Below are 13,433 nucleotides of genomic sequence, written 5' to 3'. Positions count from 1 at the left end.
CGCATGTCCGCATTGAACTGGGCGCTGATCCTGGAGCACGCCGACCGGCCGGCCGGTCTGGTGCCGCTACTGCTGGCCACGCCGGAGGCGGATCGGCTGGCGTTCGCCCCCGCCCTGACCACCGCGGTCAAGGCGTTGAAGCAGGACGACTGGTGGGATTCGCCCCGCCCGGGCCAGGTCGTCGCGCTGGCCGCGATCGCCTGCCAGCCGACCGCCGCCCGGGCCGCCACGGTGATCGGCCGCCCCGGCGTGCTGGACTGGCCGGGCGTCCCGATCGCCGAGTTCCTCGGCATCGCCCGCGCCCGGCAGCTCCCCTGGCTCGGCGACCTCGGCCTGCGCCTGGCCGGGCGGATCCGTCCGTCCGGGCCGGAACGCACCGAGTGGCAGTTCGTCGCCGCCCTGCTGCACGAGGCCGCGGTCCGGCCACCGGTCACCGAGGGCGTGCTCCGCGGCTGGCTGGGGGCGTTGCACGACGGCGGGGCCGGGCTCACCGACCGGCTGCGGGACGATCCGTGGCTGGACGATCTGCTGCCCGCCGTGTTCGCGTTCGACGGCCTCGCCTCCGAGCTCAGGCGCGAGTGGCGGGCCGGGGAGGGCTTCGGCTCCGTCCCCATGTTCGTCCCGGCGGTCGCACGGCTGGTCGCGGAGGGCCGGCTCGACCGCGGGACCGTTCTCGACGCGACGATCGACCGGCTAAGGCACGGCGACAAGCCGGCCTACCTGCGGACCTTCGCGCTGCTGCACGACGAGCTGGCGCCGACCGAGGCCGAGATGGCCGGCCACGCCGTCGACTACGGCCTGCTGCTGCCGGGCGCGCCGTCGCCGGTGGCCGGCCTGGCCCAGCGGGCGCTGCGGGCGGTCGACGACGCCGGGCGGCTCGACCTGTCGATCCTGCTGGAGGCCAGCCCGGGGGTTCTCGTCCGTAAGGAGAAAGCCCTGGCCCAGGCCCAACTCTCCTGGTTGGAGCGGGTCGCCGGGCGCGAGCCGGCCCACGCCGCCGAGATCGCCGAGGCGGTCGCGGCCGGGCTTTGGCATCCGTCGCTCGATGTGCGCGAGCTGGCCCGGGCGGCGATCGGCCGCCTGACCCCGGCAACGACGCCCGATCCGGCCCGGCCCGGGGCCGCCGCCACGGCCCGGCCCGGGAGTTCTGCCGCAGGCCTGCTCGGAGGTGCCGTCGCGGCATCGCTCGGGGGTGCTGTCCCGGTCCTGCCCGCGGTCGCCGGGGAGGCGGTGCCGATGCCGCCGCCCATCGGGAGCCCGGCCGAGCTGGCCGAGGAGATCATCGGGCTGCTCCACGAGGAGACCTCGGTCGGCTGGGAGCGGGTGCTGGCCGCACTGATCACCTTCGGCGCGGGCGACCGGGCGGCCCTGGCCACGGGCCTGCGGCCGGTGCTGCCCCAGCTGTCGACCGGCTTCGGCTGGACCAGACGGGTCTTCCTCGGCGAGACGGTCCGGGCGATCCTGGACGGCGCCGACGCCCCGATGGCGGCCCGAGTCCGCTGGGCGGCGATCTACGACGGCACCGACGCCTCCCTGATCCACACGCCCGGCGACGTGCTGGCCCTGCGGCTGGCCGAGGCGGCCGAGCGCTGGCCGGCCGGCCCGGTTCCGCTGGTGCTGGCCACGCCGACCCGGGTCGACGGCAGCCTGGACGCGGCGGTGCTGACCGACCGGCTGGCCCGGGCCGAGGCGGAGGGCTGGGAGCCGTGGCCGATCGACTTCGAGCAGGCGCTGCTGCGGGTCGTGATCGACCGGTCGGCGCTGCCCCGGGCCGGACGTCTGACCTCGTCGCGGGGCCGCCAGCTGGCCGAGTGGCTGGCCACGGGCGGCCTGCCCGCGCCGGTCAGCACCCGCTTCCAGCAGAAGGGCCTGGCCGTCGACCGGGTGATGGCGAACCTCGACCCCACCCGGTCGGACGGCCCCGGCCTGGTCCTGGAGGCTCCGCTGACCACGCTGTCCCACTCCCCGCGGCCGCAGTGGGGTTCCGGCGGCGGCTACCGGCGCGACGTCCTGGTCATGACGCTGCCGCACCACCGGGAGGTGACCGCGGCCTGGGCGCTGCCCGACCTGGCCGCGCTCGCCGACCAGGACGACCGGGACGCGTCCCTGCTGCCGATGCTGGCCGAGGCGGGCGGCCCGTTCGGCCCGGCGATGGCGCTCGCCGTGGTCTACGGGCTGGCCGCCCGCTTCGAGGCGGACCGGGTCGCGGCCGTCGACGCGTTCCTGACCCTGGCCGCGCGGCCGGAGCCGTTCGCCGGGGCGGTCGGCGCCGAGCTGGGCGCGCTGGGCCGGGACGCCGTCATCAAGGTGCCCCGGGTCGCGGCCGCGCTCGCCGACGCGCACCGGGCCGGCGCCGCGGCCGCGGTGTGGGAGGTGCTCGCGGCCGCGCTGCCGATCCTGCTCCCGGTCGCCCCGCGCGGCCTGCCCGACCTGCTGGAGGTCGCCACCGGGGCCGCCGCCACGATCCGAGCCCACGCCGGACTGCCGGAGCCGGCCGGCACCGGGCCCCGAGCCCACGTCGAGCTGCCGGGACTGGCCGCCGTCGCGGGCCGGAAGAACGGTTCGCGCCTGGTCCGCGAGGCCCGCCGACTGAGCGAGGTCCTCATGTCCTGAACGACCGCACAAACCGGCCGACCGATATACACCTGCCGATGTCGGACACCCGGTGAACAGCATTGGCCGGGCGTTCGCGGACACGCCACGAGATCGTCGCTCGGGCGACGAATCCGTCATCTGGACTGCCTCTCGGTGAATCCGGTCATCCAGGCCGGAAGGGCAACCCCGGCCAGCCAGGCCGAAGCCAAAGCCGGCCAGCCAGGCCGAAATCAAGCCGGCCACTCGGGCCGGTGCCGAAGCCGGCCGTGCAGGCCGGCGCCAAGCGCCCGGCCACCAGGGCCGGGATCAGGAATCCGTGGAGGAAGAACGTGGCAGATCGCCGTCAGGTGCTGCGCTTCGGCGCGGTGGCCGCCGCCGCGCCGGCGCTGGGTGGGGCCGTCGCCTCTCCCGCGTTCGCGCACGACAAGCCGGGCAACCACTCCTCGAAGCAGACGCTGGTCGTCGGCCACCGGGGCGCGTCCGGTTACCGCCCCGAGCACACCCTGGCGTCGTACGAGCTGGCCGCCCGCATGGGCGCCGACTACATGGAGCCGGACCTGGTCAGCACCAAGGACGGTGTCCTGGTCTGCCGCCACGAGCCGGAGATCGGCGGCACCACGAACGTCGCGTCGCACCCGGAGTTCGCCGACCGCAAGCGCACGGTGGTTCTCGACGGGGTCAGCGTCACCGGCTGGTGGACGCAGGATTTCACGCTGGCCGAGTTGAAGACGCTGCGGGCCGTCGAGCGGATCCCGGGCACCCGCCAGCACAACACCCTGTTCGACGGCCTGTTCGAGGTGCCGACCTTCCAGGAGCTGCTGGACCTGCGTAAGCGCCTGGTCAAGGAGCTGGGCCGGGACATCGGCGTCTTCCCGGAGACGAAGCACCCCACGTTCTTCCGCAACATCGGGCTCGAACTGGAGACCCCGCTGGTGAAGATCCTGCGCCGTAACGGCCTGGACCGCCGCGGCGCGAAGGTCTTCATCCAGTCGTTCGAGGCGAAGAACCTGAAGAACCTGGCCGACCACTACCGGGTCGAGGTTCCGCTGGTGTTCCTGAGCAGCGCGGCCGGCACGCCGTTCAACGACTCCCGCACCTACGCCGACTACCTGACCCCGGCCGGTCTCAAGGAGCTGTCGGAGTACGTGGACGGGCTCGGCCCGGACAAGAGCCAGATCATCCCGCGCAACGCGGACGGCACCCTGGCCACCGCGACCAGCCTGGTCAAGGACGCGCACAAGGCCGGCCTCAAGGTCATCCCGTACACGTTCCGCGCCGAGAACACGTTCCTCCCGGCCGAGCTGAGGGTCGGCACCGACCCGAACGGGTACGGCAAGGCGATCGACGAGCAGATCACCTTCCTCCGCACCGGCATCGACGGCCTGTTCACCGACCAGTCCGACATCGGCGTGCTGGCTCGCAGCCTCGCCTGAGGCCCCGGCGTTCCTCGTCCGCCACGGATCCCACGGGATCCGACATAGAGACGGCCCGGCGGTTCGCCGCCGGGCCGTCGCACGATCAAAGTCAAATGCCGATTTGGGTACGGCAGATGCCCGCGCCTCAAACAATGGACGCCCGGCCCCGCGACGCCGCCGGCCCGAACCCCCTACTTGGGGACGATCGTCGGGTAGATGTGTTCGAAGCTGAGCTTGTTCCCGAAGCCGGACGCCACGATGAAGGTCAGCCCGAGCAGAACGCCCACCACGACCACCGCGAACAGCAGGTAGCCCACCGCCGTGCCGATCGGCCGCCGGGTCCCCGGCGTGACGCCGGAGGTGTTGACCGAGGCCTCCCCGGCACCCCAGGCCAGCGACCGGATGCCGAGGGCGAACAGCACCGGCAGCCCGGCGCCGAGGATCAGTCCGGCGAGCAGGACCCGCCACGCGCCGTCCAGCGCGAATCCGAGGTTGTGCATCTCTGGTCCCCGCTCAGTTCGCCGTGGCCACAGGGGCCGGGTTGCTGTCCGCTGTTTCCGGGAGCGTCGTGTCCACGCTGTGCCCCGGGGAGTCCGCCGCGGTGACCAGCACGCCCGGGCTGGCCGTGGCGGTCGACGCCGACGGCGTGGCCTCCCAGTCGTCGTTGACGTTGTCGGCCGAGACCTGCTGGGTGCGCGAGCGCAGCCACATCGCCCCGGACGCGGCGACCAGCAGCAGGAACACCACGATCGCCCCGGCCAGGCCGCCGATCAGGTGTCCGATCCACCACATCGCCGCGCCGATCAGGCCGGCCGCGGGCAGGGTGATCAGCCAGGCGGCGACCATCCGCCCGGCGACCGCCCAGCGCACGGTGGCGCCGGGCCGGCCGAGGCCGGAGCCGAGCACCGAGCCGGTGGCGACGTGCGTGGTGGAGAGCGCGAAGCCGAGCTGGCTGGAGGCCAGGATGACCGCGGCCGCGCCGGACTGCGCGGCGGTGCCCTGCGGCGGGTTGATGTCGGTGAGGCCCTTGCCCAGGGTGCGGATGATCCGCCAGCCGCCGAGGTAGGTGCCGAGGGCGATGGCCAGCGCGCAGGCCACTTTCACCCAGAGCGGGATGTTCTTGGTGTCGCTCCAGTCGCCGCTGGCGATCAGGGCGAGCGTGATGACGCCCATGGTCTTCTGCGCGTCGTTGGTGCCGTGGGCGAGCGAGACGAGTGACGCCGAGCCGATCTGGCCCCAGCGGAAGCCGCGGTCGGTGAATCGGGCCGCGATCCCGTTGGTGACCTTGAAGATCAGCCAGGTGCCGGCGGCCGCGACGAGGGCGGCGATGACCGGTGACAGCACGGCGGGCAGCAGCACTTTGCCGACGACCCCGTCGAGCTTGGATCCGTCGCCGTTCCAGTTGACCCCGGCCCAGCCGAGCCCGGCCACCGTGGCGCCGATCAGGCCGCCGAACAGCGCGTGGGAGGAGCTCGAGGGCAGGCCGACCAGCCAGGTCAGCAGGTTCCAGACGATGCCGCCGACCAGGCCGGCGAGCACGATCAGCAGTAGCCCGGACCCGCCGTGGGCGAGCAGTTCGGCCTTGGGGGCGCCGGACTTGTCCTGGATCTTCACGACCGCGTTGGTGACGGTGAGGGCGACCTCGACCGAGAGGAACGCGCCGACCAGATTCAGGATTCCGGAGAGGGCGACAGCGGTTCGTGGCCGCAGGGCCTTGGTGGCGATGGAGGTGGCCATCGCGTTGGCCGTGTCGTGGAACCCGTTGGTGAAGTCGAAGGCGAGTGCCGTCACGACCACCAGCGCGAGGATCACGGATGTTTCAGTCACGGCCTGATCGTGAATGGTCGGACCACCCTGGGGCCAGACAGCAAACGCAACGTGTACAAGCTTCCGCTTTCGTTAACCCCGTGTTTCCTAAAACAACCGTTTGAGTAATCAAATGATTACGGAGCGTTGGTGTCAACCAAGGGATCATGAACTCTGACCGACAACGCACCTGTGATCGAGGTCATGAAAGAGGTCAGTCGCGGCGGAGGCGGCGAGCGATGCCGGTCGCGGCCGTGGTCGCGAAGAGCAGTCCGGCCCCGATCAGCAGGTAGGCGATCCACGCGGTCCAGCCGACCGGCAGGTAGGCCGACTGCTGCCCCAGGTCCACCACGGGAATCAGCAGGTCGGCGGCGTAGGCCAGGGCGTGGAACTCGGGCGCCTTGGGTGCCTCGGCGGCCCGGGGCGGCACGGCCGCGAAGACGGCCCAGCCGAGGGCGAGCAGCGCGAGCAGCCAGGCGCCGGCCCGGCGGGGCCGGTAGCCGTAGCCGACGGTCAGGTCCTGCAGCCAGCTCCACAGCCGGCCGGTCCGGGGCAGCGACTCGCGGCGGCGGCGCTCGCCGGCCAGCCGGACGATCCGGGCGTCGTCGTCGCGCCCGGCGGCCTGGTAGACGGCGGCCAACCGGCCGTAGACCTGGGGCCGGAAACCGCCCGGGTCGAGCCGCAGCCAGCGCAGACGTTCGGTGACCGGCACCGATCCGGCGATGATCTCGTAGCGGAAGCCGTCCAGGTTCATCTCGGCCGGCCAGGACGACGGTTCGTCGCGGAGCAGGCCGATCCGCGCATACCGCAGGTCGACCCGGCCCGGCACCGGCGCACCGAAGTGCAGGATCGCCTCGGCCGCCTCCAGGTTGCGCAGGTCGAAGGACTCGCCGTGCCGGGGATCGGTCAGCACGGTGCCCCGCAGCGCCAGGACGCTGCCGACCACCGCGTTGCTCAGCCGGATGCCGCCGGCCACCCGGGCCCCGGACGAGAAGTCGAGCACCGCGCCGACCCGCAGGCCCTGTGCCTGCACGGCCCACTCGCCGGGGTTGTCCAGGAAGGCGCCGTCGAACCGGACCGAGCCGGTGACCTCGGCCCCGCCCAGGCGCAGCTCGCCGTGGCACTCGAAGCCCTTGCGGGCCAAGATCGACCGGTCGACCGTGAGGTGGGTGGCGTCGAGCGCGATCGGGCCGCCGGTGACCCGGGCGCCGTCGAGCAGCAGGACACCGTCGATGTGGGCGCCGACCAGGGAGATCGGGCCGGTCACGACGGCGCTGCTCAGGTCGATCCCGTTCTCCACCGTGACGCCCTGGGCCTCCAGCCCGGGCAGCTCGGTGCCGTGCAGGGTCAGTCGTCGCAGCCGGGCGCCGTAGACCAGGATCGGCTCCTCGACCCGGGAGTCGCAGATGGTGATCGGGACGCCGATGTCGGCGTAGGTGAGCCGCAGCGACCCGGTGACCACGGCGCCCGCGATCCGCAGGGCCGGCAGGTGCCCGGGCTCGGCCGGTCGCGCGCCCAGCGCCAGCGCGCGCAGCACCTCGGCCCGGACCCGGCGGTCCGGACGGGCGGCGAGATCGATCCGCTCCCCGGCCGCGAACGCGTCCCAGACCAGACGTTCGGTCTCGGTCAGATCCCCTACGTCCATGAAGGACAAGGTAGCCGCCCATGTCACCGGGAGACACCGGCCGGTGCCTCCCGGTGACGGGCGATCTCAGGCGCTCGGGGTGAGCACGACCGTGGCCGATCCGGTCTGGGGCGGTGTGCCGGTGTCCGTGTAGGACGCGACGAACACCGCCGTCAGGTTGTCGGCCCCGGCGTGACCGGCGTCGACGAACGTGGTGATCGAGCCGGTGCAGCCGGACGACGTCGACAGTGGATGCCCGTGCTGGTCGTGACCGAGGATGTAGGTCACGGTGACCCGGGCGCAGTCCACCGGCGCGTCATCGGCGACGGTGACCTCGTAGTTCACCGTCTGGCCGAACGCGAACGGCTGCCCGGCCACCGGTGTCACGAACGTGACCTGCGGCGCCGCCGTTCCGACGGGCAGGATCACCTCGGCCGAGGCCGAGCGCCCGGTGCTGTCGGTGACCTTCAGCGTCGGACGATAATTGCCGTTCACCGTGTACGTGTGGACCGGGTTCAGCTCGGTCGAGTCCACCCGCCCGTCGGCGTCGAAGTCCCACGCGTACCGCAGCGCGTCCCCGTCCGGGTCCACGGTTCCGGCGCTGGAGAACCGCACGGTCAGCGGCGCCTGCCCGTTGCCGGGGTTGGCGCTGGCCCGCGGGATCGGCGTGCGGTTGCCGCGCACGTAGTCGATCCGGGCCAGCTGGGCGTCCGGGTTCTCGCTGAAGTAGCCGTCGCCGTACTCCAGGACGTAGAGCGCGCCGTCCGGCCCGAACTCCAGGTCCATCGGGTTGTCGAAGACGATCTCGGGCAGCACCGGGTCGATCTGCGTGACCTGGTTACGCCGGTCGAGGTGGAACGCCTTGACGTAGTCGCGCGTCCACTCGGCGAACAGCGGCAGCCCGTCGAACGAGGACGGCCACTTGACCCGCGACCGCGAACGGGCGTCGTAGTCGTAGGCCGGCCCGCCCATCGGCCCGATGCCGCCCGTGCCCAGCTCAGGCCAGGCGGAGCTGGCGCCGTACGAGTAAATGATCTCGGCCTTCTCCACCGGCGGCAGACGGCGCAGGCCGGTGTTGTGCGGCGATTCGTTGACCGGGGCGGCGCAGTTGAACGGCGCGCCGGAGACGCCGGTGGCGAAGTCGTAGTCGACGTAGGGCTGGTCCGGCGCCACGCAGTACGGCCAGCCGTAGTTGGCCGGTTTGTCGATGGCCATCCAGCGCCCCTGCCCGGCCGGTCCGCGCAACGGATCGGCGGCCTGCGCGTCCGGCGAGTAGTCGGCCAGGTAGACCGTGTCGGAGTCGGGCGCGAGGGTGAACCGGAACGGGTTGCGCAGGCCCATCGCGTAGATCTCGGGCCGGGTCTTCGGGGTGCCCGGCCGGAACAGGTTCCCGCGCGGGATCGTGTACCCGCCGTGGCTGCCGACCTTGATCCGCAGCAGTTTGCCGCGCAGGTCGTTGGTGTTGCCGGCGGTCCGCTGGGAGTCGAAGGCCGGGTTGCGGTTCGCCCGTTCGTCGAGCGGCGCGTACCCGCTGGAGAAGAACGGGTTGGTGTCGTCGCCGGTCGACAGGAACAGGTTCCCCGAGCGATCGAAGTCGATCTTGCCGCCGACGTGGCAGCACATGCCGCGGTCGGTGGCGACCTCGATGATCTTCTGCTCGGTGGTCAGCCGCAGCGTGTTGCCGCTCAGCTTGAACCGGGACAGCCGCATCACGCCCTTGAACGGCGCGAAGTCGGCCGCGGTGCCCTCCGAGGGCGCGTCGCCCTCGTTGACCGTCGGCGTGGTGGGGTCGTCGACCGGCGTGTTCAGCACCGGCGAGTAGTAGATGTAGACCCATTTGTTGTGCTCGAAGTCGGAATCGATCGCGACGCCCTGCACGCCCTCCTCGTCGTGCAGGTAGACCGGGATCTTCGCGGCGAGCACGTTGCGGCCGGTCGACGGCTCGTGGATGCGCACCTCGCCGGAGCGGGCGGTGTGCAGCACCCGGCGGTCGGGCAGCACGGCGAGCGCGATCGGCTCACCCGGGAAGTCGTCCAGGGTGACCTTCTGGAAATCGGACGAGGGCGGCAACTCGTGACCCGGGTGGGCCACGGCCACGGCCGGGGTGGCCAGCACGGCCACTCCGGCAATGCCGATCAGCTTCCTGGTGAAAGAAGACATCAGAATCTCAATCCCGCGAGGTACGTGTATCCGCGCCGAGCCGTGACCAGCGCCTCCGCCGGAGTCCGCGGGGGCGTCCCGGCGTCGTCCCGTTCCACGATGTACTCGACCAGGCCGGCCTCGCGGGACCGCTGGAAGATCCGGCCGAAGTCGATCAGGCCGTCGCCCGGGTCGGCGAAACTGCCGGCCACGTTCAGGTCCTTGACGTGCACCTGCTTGATCCGCCCGCGGTGCTCGGCGATCAGGTCGACCGGGTCGTGCGCGCCCCGGAACGCCCAGAACAGGTCCACCTCGAGGTGCACCAGCCGCGGGTCGGTCTCGGAGGTCAGGATGTCGAAGCCGGTCAGGTTCGTCCCGTCCTGACGGAGGAACTCGGCCTGGTGGTTGTGGTAGCCGAAGCTGAGCCCGGCCCGGCGGGCCAGCTCACCGGCCTTGTTGAGGTCGCGGGCGAACGCCCGGTAGACGGCGGCGTCCCGGATCGGGCCGTTGGCGCCCTGCCCGAAGAACGGGTGGACGATGAACTTGTTGCCGACGACGGCGGCGTCCTGCAGTGCGCGCTGCCAGGTGGCGGCGTCGAACGGCTGCGGGATGCCGACGTGGCCGGAGGTGGCGCGGATGCCGGCCGCGTCCAGGGCGGCGCGGAACTGCGCGGCGGTGCGGCCGACGAACCCGGCGTGCTCCACCCGGGTGTAGCCGATCGCGGCGAGCTCGGCGAGGCTCGCCTCCAGGTTGATGCCGAGCTGGTCGCGCAGCGTGTAGAGCTGCACGCTGATCCGGTCCTGGGGAACTCGGTGGATCGCGCCGCCCCCGTGGGCGGTGGCGGCGGACGGAACGGCGATCGTCGTGGCGGCGCCCGCCGCGGCGGCGGCACCGAGAAGTTGGCGGCGGCTGAGTGACGGCTTCATTGCGGCCCCCTCTATCGATAAATCGATATGCGCGAGCGACGTTACCGAGAAGTTTCGTCCGGAGTGAAGCCAAGTTTCTTCAGAACAAGCAAAAGTTCGCGAGCCGCCGACAAAACTTGATCGAGGCCGCCACGAAAGCGCTGAACACCAGGCCCGGCGCGGGCATCCGGCCGGCGCGAGCCGGCCGGCTGGCACTGACGGCTGTCCCGGGCCCCGCGAGGCAGCCCTCAGCACCAGCTGGAGCGGGAGGGTCAGGCGATGCGGGACTCGGCGTCGGCGGTGGCGACGGCGTCGGTCAGGATGGCCAGGCCCTCGCGGGCCTCGGCCTCGGTCAGGGTCAGCGGCGGCCCGAGCCGCAGCACGTTGCCGTAGAGGCCGCCCTTGCCGACCAGCAGCCCGCCGACCCGGCACAGGTCGAAGACCCGCGTGGTGGTCACCGGGTCGGGTTCGATCGTGCCCGGGCGGACGAACTCCAGGCCGATCATCAGGCCGCGGCCCCGGACGTCGGCCAGGACGCCGTACGAGAGCCGGCGCAAGCCGTCGAGGAGCAGGGAACCGACCCGCCGCGCGTTCTCCTGGAGGTCGTGCGAGAGGACGTAGTCGAGGACCGCGTTCCCGGCGGCCGCGCTGATCGGGTTGCCCCCGAACGTGGAGAAGCTGGTCGCCGGCACCGCGTTCATGATCTCGGCCCGGCCGACCACGCCGCCGAGCGCGAAGCCGTTGCCGATCCCCTTGGCGAACGTGATCAGGTCCGGGGTCACGCCGTGGGCCTGATAGCCCCAGAAGTGATCGCCGGTCCGGCCCCAGCCGGTCTGCACCTCGTCGGCGATGAGCAGGATGCCGTGTTCGGCCAGGACTTTCCGGTACGCCCCGAGGAGCCCGTCGGGGCCGCGGACGAACCCGCCGACACCCTGGATCGGTTCGGCGATCAGCCCGGCCACGTCACCCGCGGTGACCGTGGCGAGCACCTCGCGCAGGTCGTCGACGGCCGCGTCGAGCAGATCCTGATCGGACATCCCGGCCATGCGTCCGCGCAGCCGGTCGCCCGAGGCGAGCCAGTGCACGACGAGCGGGCTGAGCGAGCTCGACGACCAGCCGCGGTGCCCGGTGACGGCCATCGTCGCGAACGTACGTCCGTGGTATCCGTTCTTGATCGCCAGGATCTGGTTGGACCGGCGCGCGTTGGTGGCGAACAGCAGCGCGCACTCGTTGGCCTCGGAACCGGAGTTGGTCAGGAAGACCCGCGCGTCCGGGATGCCGGAGACCCGGGCGATCTTCTCGGCCAGCTCGACCTGCCGCCGGATCAGGTAGAGCGTCGAGGTGTGGGCCACGCCGGTGCCGAGCTGCTCCCGTACGGCATCGCTGATCTCGGCGATGTCGTAACCGACCATCGTGGTCAGCACGCCGCCGAAGAAGTCCAGATAGGAGCGCCCGTTCGCGTCGGTGACCCGCCGGCCGGAGCCGGAGACGATCTCCAGCGCGTCGTCGCCGTAGTACACCGGCATCCAGGCCGGCATGACAGCGCGGTGACGGTCGAGAAGAGACATCGGAGCTCCTTACATGAGACCTCGGGGGTGGCCGCGTCCTCGGGGACCGCTGCCGCGGCTGGTCTGGAAGGCGGCCGAGGCGAGCGCGTCGGCCAGGTCGTCGTGTCCGCCGGCGACCAGCCCGGCGGTGAGCCGCAGGTGATCGCCGCCGAGCGGGGTGACGCAGAACGGTGCTCCGGGGGCGGCCCCGATCCCGTGCGCGGCCAGCGCCACCATCGCGTTCTGCTGATCAGGAACGGACATCCACAGGTTGATGCCGTCGGCCGCGGACGCCGTCACCCCGCGCTCCCGCAGCGCGCCGAGCAGGGCGGTCCGTCGCTCCGCGTAGATCCGGCGGGCCGCGGCGACCTGGTCGACGGCCTTCTCCGAGGTCAGCAGGTCCAGCAGGACGGCCTGCAGGAGCCGGCTGGACCAGCCGGGCCCGAGCAGCCGCCGCTCGATCACCTGCTCGACGACCGCGGCCGGTCCCCCGATCGCGGCCAGGCGCAGGTCCGGCCCGTGCGACTTGGCGAAGCCGGCCACGTGCACGACCCGCTTGGGCAGGTACGTCCCGAGGCTGACCGGTGGTGCACCGGCGATGTCCCCGGCGTGGTCGTCCTCGACCACGAGCAGGTGCGGCGCGTCCCGCAGGATCCGGGCGATCGTCGCGGCCCGTTTCGCGGTCATGCTGGCGCCGGTCGGGTTCTGGGCCCGGGGCTGCAGGAACAGGGCGGCCGGCCGGCGCTCGGCGACCAGCTGGCGCAGCACCTCGGGGTCGAGCCCGGTGTCGTCCAGCGGCACCCCGATGACCGTCGCGCCGACGGCCTGGAGCAGGTCGAGCAGGGGCGGGAAGGCCGGGTTCTCGACGAGCACGTGGTCGCCGTAGCGCAGGGTGGTGGCGACGATCCGGTCCAGCGCGTCCAGGGCGCCGTCGACCACGGTGAGCCGCTCGGGCGGGAACGGCCACCGCTCGCGCAGCACCTCCTCCAGCCCGGGCAGCACCGGCTCGTCGAGGTAGCTGCCGGCCCACCGGCCGTCGCCGATCCCGCGCAGCGCGTCGCTCAGATCGGGCAGCAGGGCCGGGTCGGGGACCCCGGTGGACAGGTCCAGCGCGAGGGCGACGGGCGCGCGGCCGAGGCGGGTGAAGCGCGGCGGGGCGGGCCCGGACACGTACGTCCCGGATCTTCCCCGGGTTTGAATGGCCCCGGCCAGAGTGAGGTTGCGCCAGGCCTCGCTGACCGTCGTCGGGCTGACGCCGAGGGACCCGGCGACGGCGCGCACGGTGGGCAGCCGCTCGCCCGCCGGCAATCGACCGGCGGTGATCAATCGGCTCACGGCCGCGGCGATTCCCCGGGCGCTGCGGTCCTCGACCGCCCCGGTGATCAGCGGAAGCAAATTACCT

The 13,433-nt window shown here is 72.4% G+C and carries 9 protein-coding genes; 2 read left to right on the top strand and 7 right to left on the bottom strand.

Features of this window, described 5'->3' with window-relative positions; all coding sequences use genetic code 11:
- The first annotated feature begins 3 nt into the window (after positions 1 to 3).
- On the top strand, positions 4 to 2,613 hold the full coding sequence (locus tag ACSHV8_RS05275) for a hypothetical protein (protein ID WP_436529933.1): 2,610 nt from the start codon (positions 4 to 6) through the stop codon (positions 2,611 to 2,613).
- A gap of 311 nt (positions 2,614 to 2,924) precedes the next feature.
- A complete protein-coding gene (locus ACSHV8_RS05270) occupies positions 2,925 to 4,028 on the top strand; it encodes a glycerophosphodiester phosphodiesterase (protein WP_436529931.1) in 1,104 nt (367 codons plus the stop codon).
- Positions 4,029 to 4,201: 173 nt separating this feature from the next.
- On the opposite strand, the gene ACSHV8_RS05265 is transcribed toward ACSHV8_RS05270, so the two are convergent.
- The 7 genes from ACSHV8_RS05265 to ACSHV8_RS05235 form a co-directional block, all read right to left on the bottom strand.
- Positions 4,202 to 4,510, bottom strand: coding sequence for a hypothetical protein (locus ACSHV8_RS05265; RefSeq protein ID WP_436529929.1), 309 nt, complete (start codon positions 4,508 to 4,510; stop codon positions 4,202 to 4,204).
- Between the two features lie 13 nt (positions 4,511 to 4,523).
- Positions 4,524 to 5,837: an anion permease gene (locus ACSHV8_RS05260; RefSeq protein WP_436529927.1), complete on the bottom strand. Its 1,314-nt coding sequence runs from the start codon at positions 5,835 to 5,837 to the stop codon at positions 4,524 to 4,526.
- A 193-nt stretch (positions 5,838 to 6,030) separates the two neighbouring features.
- Positions 6,031 to 7,461, bottom strand: coding sequence for a hypothetical protein (locus ACSHV8_RS05255; RefSeq protein WP_436529925.1), 1,431 nt, complete (start codon positions 7,459 to 7,461; stop codon positions 6,031 to 6,033).
- A 66-nt stretch (positions 7,462 to 7,527) separates the two neighbouring features.
- Positions 7,528 to 9,600 carry a PQQ-dependent sugar dehydrogenase gene (locus tag ACSHV8_RS05250; protein WP_436529923.1) on the bottom strand — a complete coding sequence of 691 codons (2,073 nt, stop codon included), beginning with the start codon at positions 9,598 to 9,600 and terminating at the stop codon, positions 7,528 to 7,530.
- A complete protein-coding gene (locus ACSHV8_RS05245; protein ID WP_436529921.1) occupies positions 9,600 to 10,505 on the bottom strand; it encodes a sugar phosphate isomerase/epimerase family protein in 906 nt (301 codons plus the stop codon). The genes ACSHV8_RS05250 and ACSHV8_RS05245 overlap by 1 nt, the downstream gene beginning before the upstream one ends.
- A 251-nt stretch (positions 10,506 to 10,756) precedes the next feature.
- Positions 10,757 to 12,052: an aspartate aminotransferase family protein gene (locus tag ACSHV8_RS05240; protein ID WP_436529919.1), complete on the bottom strand. Its 1,296-nt coding sequence runs from the start codon at positions 12,050 to 12,052 to the stop codon at positions 10,757 to 10,759.
- 9 nt (positions 12,053 to 12,061) lie between these two features.
- On the bottom strand, positions 12,062 to 13,426 hold the full coding sequence (locus ACSHV8_RS05235) for a PLP-dependent aminotransferase family protein (protein ID WP_436529917.1): 1,365 nt from the start codon (positions 13,424 to 13,426) through the stop codon (positions 12,062 to 12,064).
- Positions 13,427 to 13,433 lie beyond the last annotated feature (7 nt).

Source organism: Actinoplanes sp. HUAS TT8, assembly GCF_051380535.1.
Classification (GTDB): domain Bacteria; phylum Actinomycetota; class Actinomycetes; order Mycobacteriales; family Micromonosporaceae; genus Actinoplanes.
Note: the sequence above shows the minus strand (reverse complement) of the source record. Positions and strands in the feature narration are given on the sequence as shown.

Excerpts from the sequence above, each read along its gene's own strand:
- ACSHV8_RS05275 (WP_436529933.1), top strand. The coding sequence starts at position 4 with ATGTCCGCATTGAACTGGGCGCTGATCCTGGAGCACGCCGACCGGCCG.
- ACSHV8_RS05265 (WP_436529929.1), bottom strand. The coding sequence starts at position 4,510 with ATGCACAACCTCGGATTCGCGCTGGACGGCGCGTGGCGGGTCCTGCTC.
- ACSHV8_RS05255 (WP_436529925.1), bottom strand. The coding sequence starts at position 7,461 with ATGGACGTAGGGGATCTGACCGAGACCGAACGTCTGGTCTGGGACGCG.
- ACSHV8_RS05250 (WP_436529923.1), bottom strand. The coding sequence starts at position 9,600 with ATGTCTTCTTTCACCAGGAAGCTGATCGGCATTGCCGGAGTGGCCGTG.
- ACSHV8_RS05245 (WP_436529921.1), bottom strand. The coding sequence starts at position 10,505 with ATGAAGCCGTCACTCAGCCGCCGCCAACTTCTCGGTGCCGCCGCCGCG.
- ACSHV8_RS05240 (WP_436529919.1), bottom strand. The coding sequence starts at position 12,052 with ATGTCTCTTCTCGACCGTCACCGCGCTGTCATGCCGGCCTGGATGCCG.